Consider the following 22,444-nt stretch of genomic DNA (forward strand, 5'->3'; position numbering starts at 1 on the left):
CGGCATTTGCATTTCTGCATTGGGAGTACTCATAGAGCCTGGCAGCATCATCAAGATAGGAGATGATTTTCTGCAAATCTGACTTACATACTTCCATCGGTCAATATCATATTTGTCAACTCATCGAAATAGAGTTCGTCGGTTGGTATGTCATCATTGGCAGCCATAATCTGATTTGCAATACTCTTTTTATCGTTGATGATATTATACAAAACTCGATCAATAGTTCCACGTCCTATCAGATAATAGCACGTTACGTTGTCTTTTTGTCCGATACGATGCGCCCGGTCTTCGCACTGGCAACAATCTGCATAAGTCCAAGGGAACTCCACAAACGCCACGTTAGAAGAGGCTGTTAGTGTTAATCCTACGCCTGCGGCCTTGATAGAACAAATGATTAGTTTTGTATCCGGATTTTGTTGAAAACTGTCAACGGCAGCTTGCTTAGATACCACACTATCCCGACCTGTAACACTTACCTCACAAGGGAATAACTTTTTCAGTTCATCTACAATCTCGTGAAGGGAGCAGAAGATTATAAGTTTCTTGCCACTGTCAAGAAATACATTGATAAAATCAACAGCTTGCTTAACCTTACCTTTGGCGGAGAGAGAGCGCAATGTCATGAACTTAACCAAGGCCTCCATACGCATTTTACGACGTATCTCACTATCGGTACATTCTTTGTATTGCCGCAAATACCCGGCAAGGTCTTCCTGAGCAAGTCGGTATTCGTCTACATTTGAGATGTCTACATATAAGTCTACTCGTGTTTTATCGGGTAAATCGGCAAGAACGCTACGTTTTTCACGACGTATCATACAACGCTCGTACAGTTCAGCAGAGAGATTCCCAAGGTTTTCGCCTTCTGCATAGTCAGCGAGGAACTTTGCCTTACCGCCGAACTCCGTGAGCCTTTCCATGATGGAAAGCTGAGATACGAGATCTTCCGGTTTATTGACTACCGGAGTACCAGATAAGAGGATGATGTATTTTTTACCGGTTGTTATGCCCTTGGTGAAAATTGTTTGTTGTGCTGCAGGATCTTTGACGCGATGACTTTCATCTATGATAATGCTACGAAATAACTTAATCTGCGGACAGAATACAACATCTTTCAGCCTGAAGGACTTCCGGCCTTTAATATCCCACACGAAATATTTGCGTAAGCTTTCATAATTGACAATGGCTATCTGATATATTCCCATTTGCAGGAGATAAGGCCAGGTTGTGCGTGTACTATTATCGAGGACTAATGCTTTTTTATCGGTAAGTTTTTCAAACTCACGCTGCCAGTTTATTTTAAGAGAGGAAGGACAGATTACCAGACAGGGATAGGCATTGGCTGTATCGGCAATGCCGATGCTTTGTAATGTCTTTCCAAGCCCCGGTTCATCGCCTATGATAAGGCGTTTCTTTTCAAGCCCGAATAATATACCTTCATTTTGGTAAGGGTATGGCTCGATTTTAAGATTATGTTGCAATTTTATCATTGTTTTTTATATCTCCATCCGTTAAGTTCATATACTCGCTTTTTTGCTTCTTCCCGATCTAAATAACTGGGTTCTCCATATACAGGACTTGAGGATGTGCCTGTATCGGAAACTTGGTCATAGCGATAAATTCTAAAGCAACTGCCGCGAAGCTCATAATGATATTGTCCTACTTTGGGTTTCATATTACAAGTTTTAAGCACCAATATTGGAATGCGAGTTCTTCATATTTTTCACGACCACGATTGTAAATTGCATCACCGCGATTGATATATTTCTTGAAGATTTTGCAGTTTTTTTTACTTATTGCATATATAAAATCCCGGTTTGAACCTGCAATATCCATATACCATGCACGGCTTCTGTCCCAATCGAAAAAATAAACTGCTTCGTCAAACTGTGCCTGACTTTCGGCAAACGTGGTCTTAAGGTCACCTCCAAATTTAAATTGAGGCAACCACCAATCCCATTTACACCGGGTATCAAGGGTAAAGGAAAATTCACCGTATTCAAATTGTTGTCCGTGGTTCACCATGAAGTTTTGAGTGTCTGCAAATTCGAGAACTTTGGCAAGGAAAGTATCACGACTGGCTTCCATACGCAAAGCTCTGTGCATTTCTTTTGCATGGTTAAACTCCTCTTCGGTATATTGTTCATTATCGACTGTATAACGATAATAGTTTACTCTTTTCTGCTCTGTTATAATGGCATCGACAAGGCTTCCGAAACGGAAAGCCGCTTCTTTATCTCCATATTGAACGCGAGGATATAAAAGATTTTTAAGTTCGGTGAGGTCGGAGTTGCTGACCTCACTTCGTCTGTAATATTCACCGGGGTTATTACTTTGCTTTAACTTCGTTTCCATAATAAATGTGTTCGGATTTAATGTGCACCGGAGAATTTTTGTCATTAGCCAGTTTCTCACAAAACATTATTTGTTTTTTGAATATCTTGGACAGTTCTTCAACGGAGAGTGTAATACCCTCATGCGTCCACCACATCATAAAGATTTCGGGGAAAGCATCAATATCGAGAGGTATAATTTTATTCTTAACGGATGTTTTCGGCTGATACTGTAAAATGCTTGTTTGCGCTACGCCAAAAAGACCATCCATTTCAACGGTTTGTTTTTTCATTTGTACTTCCAAGCGTTCTTGCTCTGCTTTTTGCTTACGTTCTGCTTCGCGACGTCCGGCTTCCTGGGCTTCTCGGGCAACAAGTTCAGCTTTTAGCTTTTCGGCTTCTTCGGCAGTTTTTTTTGCAATGGTTTCAAGTTCCCGTTTTTTGGAAGGTAAACGGTCGAGATAATCATCGCGATTACTTTCCATTTCGAACTTATATTGTTCTTTGAACTTAGGGAATAATTCATTAAGCACGGATTGCCGGATGGACCGTAACTCATCGGCGGATAATTCTGCTGGGAGAATGACGGAAGAGGTTACATTTTGTATCCAATCATCGGACAACAAGACATTGAATTGTTCTATGGCTTGTTTCTGTGCCTCATAATTGTCAAGCGTAATTGAATTATTGTAACTCATCATCTCATTGATGGCGGCATTCAGAGTGCGATTAAAAGATTGTTTGTAATCTTCTTCACAATTTAAACGATAGGTATTGCAAGCTATTTCAATACGTACCCGGCGTTCTTCTTCTCTACGTTTGCGTTCCGCTTCTTCGAGTTTTTTCGCTGCGTATGCATTACGGTATTGTTGTAATTTATAAGGGAGGCTGTCTTTTTTGGAGGGATCTACATCATTCTCCATTGCCGTGAACGTGGCACGTATCTCGTCAAAGAGTTTAGTACAGGGGCTCCGCTTCTCATTCATCTTGCGAACAGTCTTTTTGGCCCGTTCGATAAAAAAGGCCGCTTGCTGATCAAGATCGCCGTTCATTCCCTTCTGATTTATTGCATCGAGCAATTCTCGACAGGCATTAAGGCATCGGTCGTGTGATATCAGATTGTCTTCGTAGGCTTGAGGTGCTGATTGCACAATGATTGCTACATTTTCTTGCTTTATTATTAATTTATTATCATCCATTGACATACAGATTTTACGTTTGACATAGTTTATATAAATATTCAATTTCTCACAGTAATGTCCATTGATACCGTAATGCATCATAGGGCATTGTCCACAGGGATGATCAGAACGCTCCATCATCATCTGTACTGGATGTTTCGGACGGATTGACGGTTATCCCGGCAGAGGTATCGGAAGTATTACCAAATGGTTGCGGATCATGGGCCTGATCTTCTTCCATACCATAATAGTCGTCAATTTCCGGTTTTTCGGGTTGTTGTGTTTCTAATTCGGTATTTTTGCCTATACGTACTTTCGGGTATGTTTTGAAAGCGTGTTTTATACATTTTGCCATTAGGAAACTTGTATCTATAGTGCCGTTGTTGGCAGTATAGAGATCATTGGGTATTTCATCGTACGAGCGGGTATCATTGTTCCAACGGCGATTATTTTTTGCTGAATATATTTTTAAACGCATCCAATCCTGTTCGGACATTATGCTGTAATCGTCAGTTCCGTCGGCACGGGTTATATGCATATAACATGCAATAATGTTATTGGACTTATGTGGCAAGTGGCAAATGTAATCGACAGATTTACGGCCGTCACGGTCTGAGAAACTGAACTCGTCTTCTTCATATACCAGAACGGGGTTATCGGCGTGCCGTATCTGTCCGGAACGTATACGCATGACCAGTTCTCCATATCCGGAAATGGTGAGTGTGCAACGGCCTTCGTATATGCCAACTTTTTGTCCTTTGTCGTTCAATTGTTCGCCAATCTTGTAACTACGGCCTTGCAGGTAACACAAGGCTCGTGTGCCCGGCTCCAGGGAAAGACCGCAAACGGCCAAGTCGATGAAAGCTGTAAAGATTGAAAAACGTGTCGATGAGGTACGCAATTTTTCATTGTCGGAGAGCAACCTACTGAAGTAGTTGCTTTCACGCTCATAGGCTGCTTCTCCTGTACCCTCACCCCAAAGGGTATTATAGATTTGGATAAATCTTGAACGTACTGAAGGATCCGTCACAATGTCTAATGGTTGAAGTTTGTTAATACTTTCAACGGTTAATTGAATGTTGCTCATTGTTGATATAATTTATTTGTTAAAGAGTTAGTAGCCGGGACGAGAATCGAACTCGTTCTACAACGGTAGAGGAAACCGATGTGTGCACCTGTACACTACCGGGCTATGGGCGTTCAAGCCCTATGATTGTTTACTGATATATGCTAATCTCGTACGACGGGCATATTTAATGAACACGCCATAGAGTACACTCTTGTCGGAGAACCGGAGAAACGTCATTGGTTAACCCTCGTTGTCGTTATCGAGATACATAGGGTTTGGTTTCTCCATAACCTCGTCACACATCTTTTCGTAAGCCATAAGCCACGGGTCAATCTTGATCCAACGCTTATATAGACGTGTCATGTAGAAAATTGCGCCAATAGCAAGAGCCTTGTCTATGACTACATGAAAAAGCCATACAGTAGGGTTTTCGTCTTGTTCCTCGCTGAAGAGAAACAGAAAGGCAAACATGCCGAGCGAAAGTAAGATGGCGATTCGGATAATTGATATTGTCTTGTTCATGAGTTCTTTGTTTTAGGTGATTGTTGTTTATTTCATAGGGGGCTTCTTGCAGTAGGACGACATGGCTATTTGCGCTTTTTGAGAGTGTAAAGAGAGGCTTGTGCATTAGTCTCGTCAACCGACTTTATGCGATTTTCCGTTAGCCATGCTTCGATTTCCTCACGCTTGAAATAGTATGAGCCGTTCTGTTTGTAGCTTGGAAAGACGCGACCATGAGCCATACGGCGCACACGGTCTACCGAGCGGCGCAGGTATAGTGCAAGTTCTTCAATGTCCCACACATTTTTTTTCAAAATCTCGCGGCGGCGGTTGCTCGCCTCGTTGTCGGCCTTGATACCGTCAAGCGTGGCATGTATCTCGGCAAAGATTTTTTCCATTTTATCAGTCATGACTCAGTAAGGTTTTACTCTATTCGTTTAACAAGTATTGTTCTTTCTTTACGATTAATAGAAGTAGAGAACTTTTTTCCCCACTGAAAACCAAATGAACTTGACATTGCTTTTACACTATTCATCCTTCTTGCAGGAAAGGAATGTTCCTCACCTATCTGCATATTTTCAAGTATGCGTAAAACAGGTGTTTCTTGCTGATTTTTTTCCATATAATATTATTTGATAAATAATTTATTTAACTTTATGAGACAAAGGTATATCAAAATATCCATATTGCAAAGTAAAATATACATTATTTTCATTTAAAAACAAAACAAACTATACACAAAAATAACAACCTTATGAATATCAGAAAGTTAAGACAACTCGTAAAAGACAGTGGAAAAACGAAGGTTCAAATAGCAAAGCTAAGTGGGATAACGAGAGTTACACTTGATAACGCTTTACAGGGAGGTGATATAAGAGTTAGTATCATCGAGTCTCTTGCAAAGACTTTAGGTGTTAGAGTAGGTGTTTTTTTTGACGAAGATGCAATTGGGCAAAACGCAATAGCACAGGGGCAAAGTTCTGTTGCAGCCATTAATAGCGATGTGATAATAGGTCAAAATGTTTTGCTTGAAGAAAAGGTGAAACATTTAGAGGAAATTATTGCAGAAAAGGAACGACTTATTAACATTTTAATGGAAAGGAAATAGTATGGAATTTGTCATATATATAGCCGTATTGTTATTATGTGCATTGATATTTTTTTTATGGAATCCTAATACCAGAAGAATTAGAAAAATTCAATCTTTAATAAATAAGGACAGAAGTGTTTGTGATGTGATTAATTACTCAGATGGTTGGAATATATCTAATGTCAATGTAACTAATGATGCGTTGGTTATTATGGTTGACCCGGGTGTTATGCCAATTTATAAATTATACATAACCTATAAAAATCGTAAACCAACAAACAGCGAAATCAGAACACTTTATCATGAACTGACAAATGATAACTCTATTGTATCAAAAGCACACAAGGCAAATATGCCTGTGGAAAACTATATAGAACAAAAAGGATACAGTAACAACAGTAATGATAGATAATCAACCTTAAAATTCTAAACAAATGAAAATGCGAATGAAAAAATCACTTTTATTATTTCTATTTTGCCTTCCACTGCTGAGCATGAAGGTCGATACTCCAGAGACAGTGTATATCTGTACCGGACCGAAAGCGGAAGTATATCATTCAACTACCAAATGCCGGGGATTAAATCGCTGTAGTGGAGAAATTAAAGCTGTAAGTCTTGAGAAAATAAAAAAGAGTAGAAGAGCATGCAGAATATGCTATAATTAGCAAAATTATATTTGATAAAGAAATGGAATGTATATGTAAAATTTGTGGTAAAACAGTAACTTCTACTGTTTGCGAGAGAAATAGGCATTTGGAAGAAGAACACCCTAAAATACAAAAATCGAAATATTCATTTGAATATTTTAAAACTATATACAAAGAATTACATAAAGGAAAATCTCAAAAGAGTCATTTGAAAAAATTAAATAGAATAAATAATACCAAAAGAAAAAAAGAACATATTAAACAAAATGGAAAAATACAACAGAAATCTATTTTCTGGAAATCAATTTTAGTGACTTCCTTCGAAAGTTCAAGAAAGAAGCATTAAATAAAAATTATTTTGAAAATGCTATAAGTCTATGGCTGTTATAAATAATTAATATTCATGTAAATAATAAATTGATTAAGATGAAAATATTGTACTACATAACTCTTGTTGTGGCTATATTAGTAACAATGGGTATAGTAGCAACAATTATGTTGTTATTTTTAAACGAGGATAGTATTATCCTCAAATTTGTATATGCGTTATGCGGTTATGGAGTATTCGCAAATCGAAAGTTTATAAAGAAATGGTTTAAGATTTCGTAATTCGAGATTACAGTATTTCCACTGTTTGGATTTTACTTGGAAAAGAACCGATGTTTAAGTGATCAATGGGTACTTAATGGCGTACTACTACTTTTCAGCATTGAAGCGTTCCACTTGTTGGGCATCAATATACCATCGTGGACATTGCCGTCTATTGCAGCACATCCTGAAATTATAAGAAAAGAACCTAAAGAAGTATTTGAATAAACAGCAATAAACTCAAATAAGCCTTGTAAACGCATTCAAATCTCGCAAACAACAAACACTTCGTCCGACATCAGAAAAAACCAACAGCGGGTATTTCTGAAGCTCCTAAAGCCATTCTGTGGAGCAGTATCAAAACAACTTTGGAATACGGGCCACCGCAGCTTGTTTGTTTTTATCCAAAATCTTCGCGTAGATCTGGGTAGACTCGATGCTTTTGTGCCCCATGAGCTTTGACAGGGTGTAGAGGTCAACGCCGGCATCGAGCATCATGATGGCGAACGAATGCCGGGCGCAATGAAACGTGATATGTTTGTTTATACCCGCCGCCTTTACCCATGCCGTAACCGCTGTACGAGCCTGCTGTATGGCCGTGAGACCGTCAAACACTTTTGCATCGTTATCGTATCTTTCCCCAAGCAACTCAGCAGCCTGCTCGTTGATGTCGAGATATTCAAGCGAGCGAGTTTTCTTTTGCATGAATACGATGCGCGTCACCTCGCCGACTTGCTGCACCTCTCCCCATGTCAGCTTCGCGATGTCTGACCAACGTAACCCCGTAAGGCACGAGAAGAAGAATGCACGACCGAGCACCTCAGAGGGAGCAGGCACGGTTGCGAGACACCGCATTTCCTCAACGGTTAGAAATTCCCTGTCGGATTCCGGATCCTTGAACCGCTCCACGTTCAGCGAGGGATTGCGCGTGAGCACACCGTCCTTGATTGCGAAATTGAATAAACTACAAAGCTTCTGAAACATCAGTGCCTTCGTACCCTGTGCTATCGGACGCGGCCTCACATCGCGCTTCCGGTCGTCGATATCCCACTGCATGGCCTTAGCGTCAAGATAATCCCGAAAGCCCTGCACCCATCGGGGCGTTATGTCAGCGATCTTCAGCCGTGTGTTTGGCTCATAACGCAGCAAATGAGACCGACAGTTCAACCACGAAGTCTTAGTCGTGCCATCCTTTCGGTCAATGATAACCTGAAGATATTCGTATAATAGCACATCTTTGGTCACAGGTATGTCAACACCGAACTTCATCTGCTGGAGTTCTATTATCCTTTTGGCCTTTATGCTCTCAGCGAGTGCAAGTGTCTCTCTATTCCTTGCCCGGTCATCCTTTGTGCGTTCCGGAACAAGATAGAGAGACAAAAACTCATGCTTCCGGATACCGTTTACATTTAAATCAAGAAATAGCGATGCATTTCCATTGGCGCGTGGACGAATGCGCAGATAGACCATTTCTTTCGTTTTCTTTGTTGCCATTGCCGACTCGGTTTTAATTTGTTGCGGCTGTTGCGCAATTATTGATGCGCAACAAAATCGCAACGCAAATATACACATTATTTACCATACATACACACAAAAGCGCGATAAACTTTTTAGGTATATCGCGCTGATATTCGGCATATAATGTGTACCTTGTGTGTAGGTGTTGTGTATATCCGCACTGCTTTAAAACTCGCTCGTGAAATGAAAACGTATTTTTGGAAAATCCGTCTGTGCCATTTGCAGCACATAATTAGAATCGGCCAGAAATACATCCCGTCCTTCTTTATCCAGAGCCATAAACTGATGTTTCCGTTTTTTAAAAGCTTCGAGCGCATCTGCATCGTCACTTTCTATCCAGCAAGCCTTATATAAACTGATAGGTTCCCAACGACACTGGGCTCCATACTCGTTCAAGAGCCGATATTGAATAACCTCGAACTGGAGCTGCCCTACCGTCCCTATAATCTTACGGCCATTGAACTGATTAATGAACAATTGGGCAACACCTTCGTCCATCAACTGGTCTATGCCCTTATTCAACTGTTTGGTCTTCATCGGATCGGTATTCTCGATATATTTAAACATCTCGGGAGAGAAACTGGGTAATCCCTTGAAATGCAAATCTTCTCCGGCGGTGAGGGTATCTCCAATCTTAAAATTACCTGTATCCGGCAAACCTACTATATCTCCGGGATATGCCTCGTCAACAATAGATTTTTTTTGAGCCATAAAAGCAGTAGGACTGGAAAAACGCATCATCTTACCGCTCCTTACATGTTTGTAATTGGCATTTCGTTCAAACTCTCCGGAACATACCTTCACAAAAGCGATACAACTACGATGGTTCGGGTCCATATTGGCATGTATCTTAAAAACGAAACCGGAGAAAGCCTCTTCATCAGGTCTTACTATACGCTCCTGTGCCTGTACGGGTTTTGGAGACGGCGCTATCTGTACAAAACAATCGAGCAATTCTTTTACTCCGAACATATTTAATGCCGAACCGAAAAAAACGGGAGCCAACTTTCCTGCAAGATATTCGTTTTGATCGAACTCAGGATAGACACCTTCTATAAGTTCCAGATCATTACGAAGCTTAGCAGCATCGGCCTCTCCCACATAATTGTCCAAATCGGGGCTGTTCACATCCTTGAGCTCTACACGCTCGGTTACAACTTGTTTATTGGGAGTGAAAAGATTGAGATTCCGTTCATAAATATTATATACCCCTTTAAAATGCTGACCTATATTTATAGGCCAACTAAGAGGACGTACGCTAATTTTCAATTCCGATTCCAACTCATCAAGGATATCGAAAGGATCCCGTCCTTCCCGGTCCAGTTTATTGACAAACACGATAACCGGCGTATTGCGCATACGGCAAACTTCCATGAGCTTACGCGTCTGCATCTCCACGCCTTTTGCCACATCTACTACGATAATTACGCTGTCTACTGCCGTAAGCGTACGATAGGTATCTTCAGCGAAGTCCTGATGACCGGGGGTATCTAATATATTAATCTTGTAATCGCCATAATTAAATCCCATAACGGACGTTGCCACCGATATTCCTCTTTGCTTCTCTATTTCCATCCAGTCGGATGTAGCGGTCTTCTTTATTTTATTGGATTTCACCGCACCGGCCACATGAATGGCTCCACCGAAGAGAAGCAGTTTCTCGGTGAGGGTGGTTTTACCGGCATCGGGGTGACTGATAATGGCAAAAGTACGCCTTTTGCCGATTTCTTCTGTAAGTGTACTCACTGTTTCTTATTTCTTTAATATTTCAATGCATCGGGCCAAACTATCTTCCCAATGCGGTATTTCTATGGAATAAGTCTCTTTTATCTTCTTCTTGTTTAATACGCTATAAAACGGACGACGCACCTTAGCCGGATATTCGCTGCTGTCGATAGGCAGAACTTTGCAAGTTATACCGGCCAAACGATGTATAGAACGTGTGAAATCATACCAACTGCACACACCTTCATTACTGAAATGATATATACCGGGAATAAAAAGCGGTGCTTTCAGCAATACAAGGATAGCAGATGCCAGATCGGAGGCATAAGTCGGCGTACCGACCTGATCCGAAACTACTTTCAGTAATTCCCGTTCTTCTCCCAAGCGTATCATGGTCTTAACAAAATTATTTCCATACGGAGAATACAACCATGATGTTCTTATCACTGCGGCAGAATCAGGGGCGACAGAAAACAACAGCCGTTCCCCCTCCAGTTTTGTACGTCCGTATACTGAGACAGGAGCCGGTATATCAGTCTCGCTGTAAGGTTTATGCCCCATACCGTCAAATACATAATCGGTAGATATCTGAATCATTTTGGCACCATGGCGTATCACAGCCTCCGCTAAATTACCTACAGCTTCGGTATTGATCTTATGACACAGCGATTCATTTTCTTCCGCCTGTTCTACCTGAGTATAAGCGGCACAATTGACAATAAAATCAATACTTTCTGCAGTCATATATTTTTCTACTGCAACAGCATCTGTAATATCCAGTTCCTGTACATCGGTAAATAAACTGCGAAATGTATTTTCAGCTGTCAGGACCGTTTTCATTTCCCGGCCGAGCTGCCCGTTAGCACCTGTAACCCATACCGTACATTTTTTATCCATATTTGTGACAATCAATTTACAATTCCAGCTCTCCGGCTTTATCCTGCTTATATTTTTCGGAAAGCAAAGCCAGAAAGGAACCTATTTGCTGCATAGCTTTCTTTGTTTCTTCGCTTAGCTCCTTCTTTTGAAGACGTAGCATCAATGCTCCGTACATTGCATTGAAACAAGTCTCCAACTCACCCGATTTTTCTTCGCCCGATTTCGCCCTCAATTCTACAATATACGGCAATGTTTTAAAAAAGGAAGCGCCATAAAACGGTTCACGGGGAGACTTTAACAGACGCTCATGCAGATCGGTCAGTTCTATAATCACATTTTTATTTAACTGCAAATGTCCTTTTTCCATTACTCCTTCACGCCGCATCATATCGATAAGGGACTCATACCATTCCCTCATTTCTTTCTTCTGACTGTCCGGAATATCATATTTATCAATAATGTTTTCCTGAATAAGATCCAGATCCAGTTTATATGCCCGGATTATGTCCTCTATTTGCCACATATAAAGCAGATATTCGGCTATATTTTCCTTTTTTTTCTGACTTGATATAATCATGACTTGACCCTTTTCAAAATTACGTTACCGATGATACACTTGTCATTATATAAATGTTCATCTCTATAACAGCGGGGGTTATAAAACGGGTACAAAGTTAATACAATTACAGGAAGCTTCACAGCTATATCCGCTTTTTTATTCAGATTCCATGGCATTGCACCAAAGGGACAAGCCCTCCCGTATTCGGGTTCCAGAATATGATGTTTGTAAAAATTATACATACAAGCCTTTAATTCTTCACACATGCGGTCATAAGATACAGAATCACCCGGCTCCCCGCTTTCAACAAAAAAAATGATAATAACGCCGACTTCAGAACTAAACTTCGGGATTTCCATCTCGGTAGTGCCTCCCAATGTGATTACAAAATTCCAGGGTTCTTTCGTAAACTATTCATAAATTCTACCATACTATCGTTTAATGTCAGATTGAAACGGGACAATGCATTATTCAATATAGCAGTTCCTTTTCCTCTTGATCAGAAGAAACGGAAGCCACCATAAGAAAACGATCACAACACTGCAAAAAAATCCGGGCGGCTATAGCCATATCGGTATTCCCTGTACTAAATAATTTATAAGTATTTTCACTTTTAATCTTTCTATGAAATATAAAGATAAGTAATTATTTCCGATTATTGTTAATATATAAATTTTTACAATTATACCATCAAATATAAATAATATATATTATATTTAACTTTATATGAACAAAAAATATAATTTTGTTATTAAATAAAATTTAAAAATACAACTATATGAAAAAAATTATTCACTTACTACTCATCTTTCTCTATATTTTCCCCTTATATGGAGAGAAAACAGTTTTATATTTTGCCGTAAAAGACGGTAGTATATGTTATATCGATTTAAATGACCCGAACAAAAACATACACAATACCGGAATTGCCAGCGGTGCCCATCCGCTAACCATACAAGAAGACGAAGGTTCTTTATATGTTTTCGACGCAGGAGAACAATTTACCTATATTGACACTGAAAAAAATAAAGGAGACGGAGAAGTTTTCGTTATCAATTCAGATGGAAAGAACAACTATACTCGGGAAACGGTCATTGAGAATCGCGGAGGATATTCATCCGATGATTTTTACCGGGGAATTATTGTTCCGGGAACGTCTGACATGTATCTGCCGGACCGGAACCTCGGAATACGAAAAATACCGAAAGAGGTACGAGATATTTCGATAAACGCAGCTTCTTACCTGGTAAGAAACGAACAATTAGGATATTACTCAAAAGATTATTTTTACGGAGCTCTTAACGGAACCATACAAAAAAGAGGCGATATCTGGTGGTGGTGCAAAAGATATAACGTAAGCGGAATTTTCAGGTTCGAAGAGTCGGATATCAAAGACTACCCGGGAACCATACGCCCCGCCGCCGGTGCCATTTTCTATAATTTCTATATATCCACGTTCGCGTTCGACGATAAAAACGGTTATATGTATCTCGCCATGCGTATAGGGGACAAAGACGCTATTTATAAAATAAAAACAGAACTTGCGGAATCAATTAGCAGCACAGAACAAATGTCCCTCTTTCGTACATCGGCCATATGTATAGACGATTCTCCATTTAAAGATGAAGGAAGTATTGGAGAATTCATCCATATATCCCAAATGGCTGTCGACACCATCGGAGGCTATATATATTGGGCTTACCAAAGTCCTGACGAAAATCACAAAAGCGGAATTAAACGGGTATCTCTGAACATAGAACAACCATCGTTTGCCGATGTGGAAAACATAGCCGAGGGTATTGAAGCCTATGGCATTTGTATCGGATCGGAACTCAAAACTGGGAAACAGATACAAATCACGGCTCAGGCCGGAAACCTAAAAGAAAGTATAATACAACAAAATGCACAAAACGCGTCCTCTCTTAAGATTAAAGGGAACCTGGATGCCCGTGATTTCAAATATATTATGGATGAAATGAGACATAAATTATCATTTTTAGACCTTTCGGAAGTCAATATTACAGCCTATCGGGGAACCGAAGGTACAGTAATCGGACAAATCACCGACTATCCGGCCAATGAAATTCCCGCAGGAGCATTCCAGGCCTCATTTTACTCCCCCTCCCCATTAAGTCAAATCATTCTTCCCAATACACTGGAATCTATAGCAATGAAGGCGTTCATGCAATGTAAATATTTACACTCCGTAATATTTCCTCAAACTCTGAAAAAAATAAACACAGCGGCATTCGGGTCTTGTGAATCTCTTAAAAATATAGAACTTCCTCCTTCATTAGAATATCTTGGATATGCGTCTTTCAGCAACTGTCCCGGCCTGACCGAGATAGAAATTCCGGCCTCTGTCAAATATCTGATCCCGGGAGCGTTCAGGGCCTGCAACAACATAAAATCATTCCATGTCGAAAATGAGAATAAAGCATATAAAAGTATAAACGGCACTATCTTTTCCTTAGACGGAGATACACTAATCACTTATCCTATAGGCAAACCAGAAACAGACTATTCCGTTCCAGAAGGAGTAAAAGTAATCGCATTCGATGCTTTTCTTTGCAACCGGTTGCAAGAGGTGACATTTCCCGAATCATTGGAATTAATAGAATCTAATAGTTTCAGCATACAAGGTTGGGGAAATAGTGATTTAAATATAAGTCTATTAGAAAAAGCTGATTTTAGTAAATGTATAAATCTGAAAACAATACAATCATATGCTTTCGCCCGAACGGCCTTAAAAAACTTAGACCTATCAGCCTGTATTTCACTAACTGAAATTGAAAATAGTGCATTCGGATTTGAGTTGAGAAACATCAAATTACCTAAAAATTTAAACCGTATCGGACAATACGCATTCCAGTCATCTGTAAAGAACTTAATGTGTCTGGCAGAGAAACCTCCGGTATGCGAAACCGGAGCGTTCGGAGAGAATAATACAAACACTATATTATACATTCCTTCCGGTAGCGGAAACAGTTATAAAACAGCCAACGAATGGAAAAATTTCACACAAATAGAAGAGGTAAATTCTGTTAATACGAAAAAAAATATTTTCGTATCAAACGCAGGCAGTTTGTCCCGATTGCTGACAAATGATGATAAGGCATTTGTTACAAATTTAACCGTTTCGGGAACTATAGATGCACGGGATTTTAAGACTATTCAGGACTTACCGTTTTTGAATAATTTCTCACTGTCCGAGGCCAGAATCTCTGCTCATACAGGAATCGGCGGGACAGTTGGAGCAGAGACGTCTTATCCTGAAAACGAAATTCCGCAAGATTTTTGCAAAGACAAAGAAATTGAGAATTTCATATTCCCGACATCGGTCGTATCAATCGGACAAAATGCGCTTAACAATCCATCACTAAAAGTTATAGATTTATCGGGATATACCAACCTGACCACTATTCAAAGGCCAGGAGCTTTTTCAGGAGGAAATTTCCATACGGTAATCCTCCCGTCTTCACTAAAACAATTTGCCGGATTTAATAATAATGACAAGATAAAAAAGGTAGTAAGTTATTCTACAGTACCGCCAGAAACAGAAACTATACGTATCGGCTCGTCATTCTCATCAACCGATCGTGATCATTGCATCATTTATGTTCCTAAAGGCTGTAAAGAAACTTATCGTAATGCAAACGGATGGAAACGGTTCACAAACATTATAGAAATGGACGACAGTTATATCTACCCTATACAAGAAGACTTACAAACTAAAGCTTGGTTCAACGAGAACCATCTGATTATAGACTCTGAAAAAGGTATAAATAAAATAACGGTTTATAATATGACCGGGAAATTAATCATTACGAAAATTAATCCTTCAAATAGGATTAGTTTACCATGCGAAACGACAAAAGGTTTATATTTAGTCGGTATCACATTCGACGATAACAGTACACAAGCTATAAAAGTAATGAAACAGTAGCTCACTAATATACATACAACCATATATAAAAAGAGCCCGGATAATTAATATAGATTATCCGGGCTCTTTTTATATCGCATACATTACTTTCAATTCTTTTTTACAGAATTTCTTCCCATATACATAGTTTCAGGTTCACGCAACCATTGGTTTTAATAATAATTCCCTCTTTTTCCAATAGTAGCTTTTGATCAGTCCATCCCGGCACAAGCCTTCCCTGACTATTGACTACACGATGGCAGGGTAAATTCATCTCTTTCGGAACCAAAGACATTGACTTCCCTACCCGGCGTGAATGCCGGGGAAAACCGACAAGACGGGCTATCTGTCCGTAAGTAACGACCTTACCGAAAGGTATTTCCCTGACAATACTGTAAACTTCGGCGTCAAAATTCTCTAAATCGGGTTTCATCTTTGCTGAAATCTTTTTTGTATCATTACAAATATAGAGACAATCTCCTGAATATCCACAGCCGATTGTAATGATAAAAGCCGGAATAAATCCGGCTTTTATTCTCTCACGATCCAATTACCTGCATGAAAGACTGTATATCTAACAAGTTATAATCAAATACCTAACGACTTTTTAATAGCTTCGATCTTCACATCGGCATCGGCATTGGCTCTGTCATAATCGGCATAACTGTCCATATGCCCGTGAACTTCGATATAAAATTTGATTTTAGGCTCTGTTCCCGAAGGACGAATAGAAACTTTGGTTCCGTCTTCGGTAAAATATTGAAGGACATTAGAAGTAGCAGGCATATCCAATTTCGTTTTTTTGCCTGTTTTCATGTCTGTAGCTTCCAAAGAATCGAAATCTTTTACCAGAACAACCTCGGAACCTGCCAGTTCTTTCAGCGGATTTGCCCGGTAATTTTTCATCATAGCTACAATCTCTTCTGCCCCGGATTTACCTTTACGTACTACGGATATACCTTTTTCTTTTGAAAATCCGTACTCAAGATAAATATCCTGCAACATCTGGTACATGGTTTTTCCGTTGTCTTTCGCCCAGGCTGCTATCTCAGCCATTAAAGAGATAGAAGACACAGAGTCTTTGTCACGTGCAAAATCTTCGGGTAAGAATCCAAAACTTTCTTCTCCTCCGCCGATGTATTTTTCTTTACCTTCCAATTCACGAATAACAGCAGCTATCCATTTGAAGCCTGTGTAAGAATCGTACATTTTTATATTATTACGATCGGCTATGGTCTTAATGGTTTCAGTCGTTACTATCGTCTTCACAATAAACTCCTTACCTGTAAGACGTCCTAATTCTTTATAACGGGTCATCAGATAATTCAGGAATATCATCACGATCTGGTTTCCGTTAACCAATATGAACTCGCCTTTATCGTTACGAATAGCAATACCTATCCGGTCGGCATCGGGATCGCTCGCCATGACTAGTTCGGCATCTGTTTCAATGGCTTTACGAATAGCCATATCCAGCGCAGCCGGTTCTTCCGGGTTAGGTGATACTACTGTAGGAAAGTCTCCGCTTACTACATCCTGTTCGGGCACATGGATAATGTTAGTGAATCCGAAATTCTTTAATGAAGCGGGAATCATTTTCACCCCTGTACCGTGAATAGGTGTATACACAATTTTCAAATCGTGATGGCGGGCAATAGCATCGGGACTAAGGGAAAGCGTTTTAATTCTTTCCAAATATTTTTTATCCATTTCCTCCCCGATAATCTCTATCAGATCCGGATTGCCTTTAAACTTAATATCTTTAACCGAAGTGATTTTGTTCACCTCGTTTATGGTTTCTTTGTCATGGGGCGCGATCATTTGAGCGCCATCGCTCCAATACGCCTTATAACCATTATACTCTTTAGGGTTATGAGAAGCCGTAAGGATTATACCACTCTGACAACCTAATTCACGAATGGCAAAAGATGTTTCGGGTGTAGGACGCAACGAATCGAAAAGATAGACTTTAATACCGTTCGCCGAAAAAATATCGGCCGATATTTCGGCAAACTTGCGACTGTTATTCCGGCAATCGTGACCTATAACGACTTTAATCTGCGGTACGTCTGAAAAAGCTTTTTTCAAGTAATTGGAAAGTCCCTGTGTAGCCGCTCCTACCGTATATATGTTCATACGATTTGTTCCGGCTCCCATAATGCCGCGAAGGCCTCCGGTTCCAAATTCCAGGTCTTTATAAAAAGATTCTATCAATTCGGTCTTATCGTCGTTTTCCAGCATAGCTTTCACCTGTGTTCTGGTTTCCTCGTCATAGCCGTCTCCCAACCATACCTGGGCTTTCGCCGTAACATCTTTCAATAATTCTTCGTTTTCCATATTCACAACGTATTTAAAATTTGTATTTTATTCTCTATAGACAAATATACAATTTATTTCAATATTGTCTCATAAAACGAAAAAAAACCTTTTTTTAACCAGCCGGATTATTTAACAGTTTCCAGGAATTTATCACCGGTTTGCTTTACAATAGCCCGGTAATAATCTTCGGAATAACCCGGAAAAAGAGGATTTGCGGGCAACCCGTATCCATTCTCCTGGAATTTTCCGTTTTCTTCTCGTTTAACATTACCGTCCAAGAACTTAACCATCAAATACTCTCCCAATTCTTTCCAGCGGGCTGTGCTATTCTGTGCCTGCGATATACTATAATCGGTGAGATAACGTACCGCATCTTCCGGTGAATTTTTGTATAATTCCACAGCAGCTTTATCTACAGCTGCCTGACTTTTATTAAAACTTTCTTCCAGATCGGTCTGTACATTGCGTATGTCTCCTATCATCCTGTCATACCGATTATATGCCATATTGGCAACCCAGTTATGTATCCAGAAAGCCGAAGTCCATGAAAATTTCAACAGATTGCCATTAGCCGGACTGAAACATTCGGGTACGTGAGTAAGGCTGCAATATATAGGTATATATACACAAGTATTCGCATCATCGACACCGAACCAGAGAACTCCTCCTATAGGGTCGGGCAACCAGTTTCTCATTTGTGCAACCAAAGTAAAGCCCGTTTGTTGAGTAGCTGTCGCACGTTCCATGCAATAATGTTTTCCATCTACTTCAAAAGACATGGGGCGATACCTGTACGGCACTTTGAAGGGGCCGGCTCCCACGTCTTGGCTCATATCGAAAGGCGTACCTTCAAAGTGGTCGCGCATGGCGTCCTTCATATCTTGTACAGTTAATTTACGATTAGGTTTTATATAAAGGGGAAAAGGTTCCTCTGAAGTACCGTTCAGATACGGAAGATAACGGTCCATATCTTCACTGTATTTACGAAAGAAACTCCATACGCGTGCTTCACAAGCACGTAATGCTCCAAAGTCGGCAGGTGCATAAGTTTTAGCAAAGCTAAAATCTTTGTTCAGTCCGTCAAAATATCCTTGTTCACGGGCAAACGATATAACATCCGGCGAATAGATACAGTTATCTTTATCTTCTAAAGGAAATTTATGAATACGAGCCTGATTGGCGTGCCCGGCTATACAATCGTCAGGAATACGAACGGCTACCCACACGGCTCCTCTTCGCCCGGGACCTTTCCCAATCATATCCATGACCCAAACTTCATTGGGATCGGCAATAGAAAAAGTTTCCCCACTACTATAATACCCATACTTTTTCACCAGCGAGGTCATCACTTTTATCGCTTCTCTTGCTGTTTTGGCTCGTTGTAACGTTATGTACATCAAACTGCCGTAATCAATAATTCCGGTCGTATCAACCAGTTCTTCCCGGCCGCCCCAGGTAGACTCGGTAATTGACAACTGATGTTCATTCATATGTCCTACGACCGAATAAGTCTGTTCCACTTGTTCTATTTGTCCCAGGTATTTATTCGTATCCCACTCATATATGTCCAGCATAGAACCTTTAGGGTAAACTGCAGCCGGATATGTAGTCAGAGAACCATACAATGTATGCGAATCGGCTGAATAGGTTATCATCGTACTTCCGTCTTCTGTAGCCTGTTTTCCGGCTAAAAATCCCGTACATGCAAACACCGGCACCCCGGGTAATAATAGCGCCGCAAGGGCCGTAATAAGATTTTTTTTCATCTATTTCCTGTCTTTTATATATTTACCATTTAAAATCACGTGTATATACCTGTTCATTTCCACAGGCATCGGTCACAGTAAAACGCAGCCTATGCATTCTTCCTCCAGACACTCTCGAAGGCTCCAGCTTATACGATGCTCTCGCCGTTTTTCCATCCAGTTCAAATAATACGAATTTACCGTCAATCGTTCCTTTATAATTCTCGACACCACTATGCCGGTCGCTTATGCGAAGCGTAACTATGCCGGTGCGCCCCCATTGTTCGGGTTTAATAGGAGTTATCACAGGTTTTACCGTATCTATGGCTACGGCATAGGTTCCCAGGTCTCTGATTTTAGAAATTAAATAACCGTTCTGATATCTTCCTTTCACAGTACTTTTAGTTTTACCATTGATATGTACCATGTAATATGTCTGTTTATCCCTCTGATTATCTTGCGATAATTTTATGGTAAGAGTGGCAAAACGGTGCATAGGAACCGTGTTATTATGCAATACGTGCACATCCGAAACATATCCGGGCTCCTTACGTGCAGCATAGCGGAAATTGAAATCATCATAAAAAACATCTGGCGGAATTTCGAGTCTCACACCTTTTTCCACAAACAAATTCGCCTGGTTATATTTCATACGATGTCCCACCTCCTTTTTCACAGGTACCGGTTGCTTTATTCCTTGTATGGTAAAATTCACAACGGAACGATTCCCAAAACCATCGGACAACACATACCGGCAATTGTAGTCACGTTCTTCATTTATCCTGAAAACACCTCTGTTCACCACATCATTATATACACCGGATAATTTATTTCCCGGATCGACATATGATTTCATGACAATGGATTTATAAAGTATCTTATCTTCATAATCTATGAAACTATTCAGATACCGGCTTTCATCAAAAGAAAAAGCATCTATACAATAAGAAAAGAGAAGTATTCCGTCTACATACAATTCGGTCTTTTTTACGCCATAGATATTTGTCGTACCATCCATCCGGTCATACGCTTTAATCCCTAATGCAAGATCACCCCAAGCCCGAAAGGGACGAGCCAACGTATAATTACCGCTCTCATTTTTTATTACCGGTTGGCGGCATTTCTCAGTAGTTCCATCGACTACACCATTTATCGGGTATAATACAACCTGACGAGGATCGGGAGCTACGGCATCACGTATTAAAGTTTTAAAAAAAGGCATAGGGTCCACCGGCTTTTCCGTCCGGGTTTCCCTGATATCCAGATGCAAATGAGGACCTCCTGAAGAACCGGCATTGCCGCTATAAGCGATAATACGCCCCTTTTGCACAGGAATTTCCCCCGGTTTAAAATATTGGGTAAGAGAAAAATTCTCATTTTTATACTGAATCGGCTTTACAATTTTATCAATAAAAGGAGCAAACCGGTCCAGATGACCATACACAGTAGTATAACCGGAAGCATGAGCTATATACACAGCTCGTCCAAATCCCCATGGAGACACCATGACACGCGAAACATATCCATCATCCATAGCATAAACAGGAATACCGATACGCCCTTGTGTTTTAAAATCAAGTCCCGAATGAAAATGACTACCTCGTAACTCGCCGAAATTACCACTTAGATACAATGGTATTTTCATAGGAGGAAACATAGTTTCCGCTTTAGCTGATGTTATTATCGTTAATAATCCAATTACCAAAAAAGAAAAACCGATATATATTTTTTTCATTATACGTTTTGTCATAAGGAACGCAAATATAAAAAAAACAGAGGAAAGCTAAAAGTAAAATACATTTCCCGGCTCCCTTTATTAAGGTTATTTCTCTATTATACACACATACCTCGACCATACATATGCTCATTTACATTTTTTCTATTTTAAAGGTGAGAAAAAATAATATTTTTTTCATCTTCTTTTCATCTGGTTATCAAACGTATGTAATAGCAACAGCACTTTAGTGTACATTTTATTTGAATAAAATTAATCTCTACTATTGCAAAATTGAGAAATGACGTCTATATTTGCACTCGCAATTGGGACCGAGAGAGGCTCGCTGGTTGTAAAAATAAAAAGTTGGTGTGGTAGTTCAGCTGGTTAGAATACATGCCTGTCACGCATGGGGTCGCGGGTTCGAGTCCCGTCCGCACCGCAAATCAAAACTCTAAGTTAGTTAATTTCAACTACTTAGAGTTTTTTGTTTTTGAAGAGGGGCGCAATTAGGGGCGAATTCGCAAAATAGCCAACTTGCTATTGTTCAATATTTTGGCAAAATTAAAATTCCCCAAAGAAAATTTTCTTCTCAAAAAATCTTTAGTAACTTAATGCTTGAATTAAGTTATAAAGACCAGGTGAAAC

19 protein-coding genes and 2 tRNA genes are annotated in these 22,444 nt (G+C 39.9%); 4 read left to right on the plus strand and 17 right to left on the minus strand.

Annotated elements, in window-relative coordinates:
- Positions 1-83: 83 nt before the first annotated feature.
- The 9 genes from OCV73_RS00200 to OCV73_RS00240 all read right to left on the minus strand — a co-directional run bounded on the left by OCV73_RS00200 (position 84) and on the right by OCV73_RS00240 (position 5,709).
- On the minus strand, positions 84-1,493 hold the full coding sequence (locus OCV73_RS00200) for a DEAD/DEAH box helicase (RefSeq protein WP_147548289.1): 1,410 nt from the start codon (positions 1,491-1,493) through the stop codon (positions 84-86).
- Positions 1,490-1,678: a hypothetical protein gene (locus OCV73_RS00205; protein ID WP_147548290.1), complete on the minus strand. Its 189-nt coding sequence runs from the start codon at positions 1,676-1,678 to the stop codon at positions 1,490-1,492. The genes OCV73_RS00200 and OCV73_RS00205 overlap by 4 nt, the downstream gene beginning before the upstream one ends.
- On the minus strand, positions 1,675-2,358 hold the full coding sequence (locus OCV73_RS00210; RefSeq protein ID WP_147548291.1) for a PD-(D/E)XK nuclease-like domain-containing protein: 684 nt from the start codon (positions 2,356-2,358) through the stop codon (positions 1,675-1,677). Before OCV73_RS00210 ends, OCV73_RS00205 begins: the two co-directional genes overlap by 4 nt.
- Entirely contained in the window at positions 2,333-3,661 is a 1,329-nt protein-coding gene (locus OCV73_RS00215) for a hypothetical protein (protein ID WP_262512827.1), read from the minus strand. The genes OCV73_RS00210 and OCV73_RS00215 overlap by 26 nt, the downstream gene beginning before the upstream one ends.
- On the minus strand, positions 3,642-4,604 hold the full coding sequence (locus OCV73_RS00220) for a recombinase RecT (protein ID WP_147548292.1): 963 nt from the start codon (positions 4,602-4,604) through the stop codon (positions 3,642-3,644). The genes OCV73_RS00215 and OCV73_RS00220 overlap by 20 nt, the downstream gene beginning before the upstream one ends.
- A gap of 31 nt (positions 4,605-4,635) precedes the next feature.
- A tRNA-Arg gene (locus OCV73_RS00225) sits at positions 4,636-4,709 on the minus strand.
- Between the two features lie 117 nt (positions 4,710-4,826).
- Entirely contained in the window at positions 4,827-5,057 is a 231-nt protein-coding gene (locus tag OCV73_RS00230; RefSeq protein ID WP_147548293.1) for a hypothetical protein, read from the minus strand.
- A 116-nt stretch (positions 5,058-5,173) separates the two neighbouring features.
- Positions 5,174-5,497 (minus strand): helix-turn-helix domain-containing protein, encoded by a 324-nt coding sequence (locus tag OCV73_RS00235; protein WP_147548294.1) that lies wholly within the window; start codon positions 5,495-5,497, stop codon positions 5,174-5,176.
- A 14-nt stretch (positions 5,498-5,511) separates the two neighbouring features.
- Positions 5,512-5,709, minus strand: coding sequence for a hypothetical protein (locus OCV73_RS00240; protein WP_147548295.1), 198 nt, complete (start codon positions 5,707-5,709; stop codon positions 5,512-5,514).
- 132 nt (positions 5,710-5,841) lie between these two features.
- Between OCV73_RS00240 and OCV73_RS00245 the strand changes: the two genes are divergently transcribed.
- The gene (locus OCV73_RS00245; RefSeq protein ID WP_262512828.1) at positions 5,842-6,195 is read left to right on the plus strand and encodes a helix-turn-helix domain-containing protein; all 354 of its coding nucleotides are present in this window, start codon (positions 5,842-5,844) and stop codon (positions 6,193-6,195) included.
- Position 6,196: 1 nt separating this feature from the next.
- Entirely contained in the window at positions 6,197-6,589 is a 393-nt protein-coding gene (locus OCV73_RS00250) for a hypothetical protein (protein WP_147548296.1), read from the plus strand.
- A 1,180-nt stretch (positions 6,590-7,769) separates the two neighbouring features.
- Here the strand turns inward: OCV73_RS00250 and OCV73_RS00255 are convergent.
- From OCV73_RS00255 to OCV73_RS00270, 4 genes are all read right to left on the minus strand, one after another.
- Positions 7,770-8,906: a site-specific integrase gene (locus tag OCV73_RS00255; protein ID WP_167551176.1), complete on the minus strand. Its 1,137-nt coding sequence runs from the start codon at positions 8,904-8,906 to the stop codon at positions 7,770-7,772.
- Positions 8,907-9,095: 189 nt separating this feature from the next.
- Positions 9,096-10,676: a peptide chain release factor 3 gene (locus OCV73_RS00260; protein ID WP_147548298.1), complete on the minus strand. Its 1,581-nt coding sequence runs from the start codon at positions 10,674-10,676 to the stop codon at positions 9,096-9,098.
- A 6-nt stretch (positions 10,677-10,682) separates the two neighbouring features.
- Positions 10,683-11,552 carry a dTDP-4-dehydrorhamnose reductase gene (gene rfbD, locus OCV73_RS00265; RefSeq protein ID WP_147548299.1) on the minus strand — a complete coding sequence of 290 codons (870 nt, stop codon included), beginning with the start codon at positions 11,550-11,552 and terminating at the stop codon, positions 10,683-10,685.
- A 16-nt stretch (positions 11,553-11,568) separates the two neighbouring features.
- Positions 11,569-12,111 (minus strand): DUF4924 family protein, encoded by a 543-nt coding sequence (locus tag OCV73_RS00270; RefSeq protein ID WP_147548300.1) that lies wholly within the window; start codon positions 12,109-12,111, stop codon positions 11,569-11,571.
- Between the two features lie 760 nt (positions 12,112-12,871).
- On the opposite strand from OCV73_RS00270, the gene OCV73_RS00275 reads away from it, so the two are divergent.
- Complete coding sequence (locus OCV73_RS00275) at positions 12,872-16,039, plus strand: leucine-rich repeat protein (protein WP_147548301.1); 3,168 nt, start codon at positions 12,872-12,874, stop codon at positions 16,037-16,039.
- 100 nt (positions 16,040-16,139) lie between these two features.
- Here the strand turns inward: OCV73_RS00275 and OCV73_RS00280 are convergent, their stop codons facing one another.
- From OCV73_RS00280 to OCV73_RS00295, 4 genes are all read right to left on the minus strand, one after another.
- Positions 16,140-16,451 carry an MGMT family protein gene (locus OCV73_RS00280; protein WP_147548302.1) on the minus strand — a complete coding sequence of 104 codons (312 nt, stop codon included), beginning with the start codon at positions 16,449-16,451 and terminating at the stop codon, positions 16,140-16,142.
- 155 nt (positions 16,452-16,606) lie between these two features.
- Positions 16,607-18,355, minus strand: coding sequence for a phospho-sugar mutase (locus OCV73_RS00285; RefSeq protein WP_147548303.1), 1,749 nt, complete (start codon positions 18,353-18,355; stop codon positions 16,607-16,609).
- 107 nt (positions 18,356-18,462) lie between these two features.
- Positions 18,463-20,103 carry a C69 family dipeptidase gene (locus tag OCV73_RS00290; protein ID WP_147548304.1) on the minus strand — a complete coding sequence of 547 codons (1,641 nt, stop codon included), beginning with the start codon at positions 20,101-20,103 and terminating at the stop codon, positions 18,463-18,465.
- Positions 20,104-20,125: 22 nt separating this feature from the next.
- Positions 20,126-21,727, minus strand: coding sequence for a M23 family metallopeptidase (locus tag OCV73_RS00295; RefSeq protein WP_167551177.1), 1,602 nt, complete (start codon positions 21,725-21,727; stop codon positions 20,126-20,128).
- Between the two features lie 437 nt (positions 21,728-22,164).
- Here OCV73_RS00295 and OCV73_RS00300 point away from each other — a divergent pair.
- A tRNA-Asp gene (locus tag OCV73_RS00300) sits at positions 22,165-22,238 on the plus strand.
- The last annotated feature ends 206 nt before the right edge of the window (positions 22,239-22,444 follow it).

Origin of the sequence: Barnesiella propionica (assembly GCF_025567045.1) — a bacterium.
In the GTDB taxonomy this organism is placed as follows: Bacteria; Bacteroidota; Bacteroidia; order Bacteroidales; family Barnesiellaceae; genus Barnesiella_B; species Barnesiella_B propionica.

Coding starts and splice junctions, on each gene's coding strand:
- OCV73_RS00220 (WP_147548292.1), bottom strand. CDS start 4,604: ATGAGCAACATTCAATTAACCGTTGAAAGTATTAACAAACTTCAACCA.
- OCV73_RS00275 (WP_147548301.1), top strand. CDS start 12,872: ATGAAAAAAATTATTCACTTACTACTCATCTTTCTCTATATTTTCCCC.
- OCV73_RS00210 (WP_147548291.1), bottom strand. CDS start 2,358: ATGGAAACGAAGTTAAAGCAAAGTAATAACCCCGGTGAATATTACAGA.
- OCV73_RS00295 (WP_167551177.1), bottom strand. CDS start 21,727: ATGAAAATACCATTGTATCTAAGTGGTAATTTCGGCGAGTTACGAGGT.
- OCV73_RS00280 (WP_147548302.1), bottom strand. CDS start 16,451: ATGAAACCCGATTTAGAGAATTTTGACGCCGAAGTTTACAGTATTGTC.
- OCV73_RS00240 (WP_147548295.1), bottom strand. CDS start 5,709: ATGGAAAAAAATCAGCAAGAAACACCTGTTTTACGCATACTTGAAAAT.
- OCV73_RS00290 (WP_147548304.1), bottom strand. CDS start 20,103: ATGAAAAAAAATCTTATTACGGCCCTTGCGGCGCTATTATTACCCGGG.
- rfbD (WP_147548299.1), bottom strand. CDS start 11,552: ATGGATAAAAAATGTACGGTATGGGTTACAGGTGCTAACGGGCAGCTC.
- OCV73_RS00270 (WP_147548300.1), bottom strand. CDS start 12,111: ATGATTATATCAAGTCAGAAAAAAAAGGAAAATATAGCCGAATATCTG.
- OCV73_RS00285 (WP_147548303.1), bottom strand. CDS start 18,355: ATGGAAAACGAAGAATTATTGAAAGATGTTACGGCGAAAGCCCAGGTA.
- OCV73_RS00250 (WP_147548296.1), top strand. CDS start 6,197: ATGGAATTTGTCATATATATAGCCGTATTGTTATTATGTGCATTGATA.
- OCV73_RS00245 (WP_262512828.1), top strand. CDS start 5,842: ATGAATATCAGAAAGTTAAGACAACTCGTAAAAGACAGTGGAAAAACG.
- OCV73_RS00235 (WP_147548294.1), bottom strand. CDS start 5,497: ATGACTGATAAAATGGAAAAAATCTTTGCCGAGATACATGCCACGCTT.
- OCV73_RS00205 (WP_147548290.1), bottom strand. CDS start 1,678: ATGAAACCCAAAGTAGGACAATATCATTATGAGCTTCGCGGCAGTTGC.
- OCV73_RS00230 (WP_147548293.1), bottom strand. CDS start 5,057: ATGTTTGCCTTTCTGTTTCTCTTCAGCGAGGAACAAGACGAAAACCCT.
- OCV73_RS00200 (WP_147548289.1), bottom strand. CDS start 1,493: ATGATAAAATTGCAACATAATCTTAAAATCGAGCCATACCCTTACCAA.
- OCV73_RS00215 (WP_262512827.1), bottom strand. CDS start 3,661: ATGATGATGGAGCGTTCTGATCATCCCTGTGGACAATGCCCTATGATG.
- OCV73_RS00255 (WP_167551176.1), bottom strand. CDS start 8,906: ATGGCAACAAAGAAAACGAAAGAAATGGTCTATCTGCGCATTCGTCCA.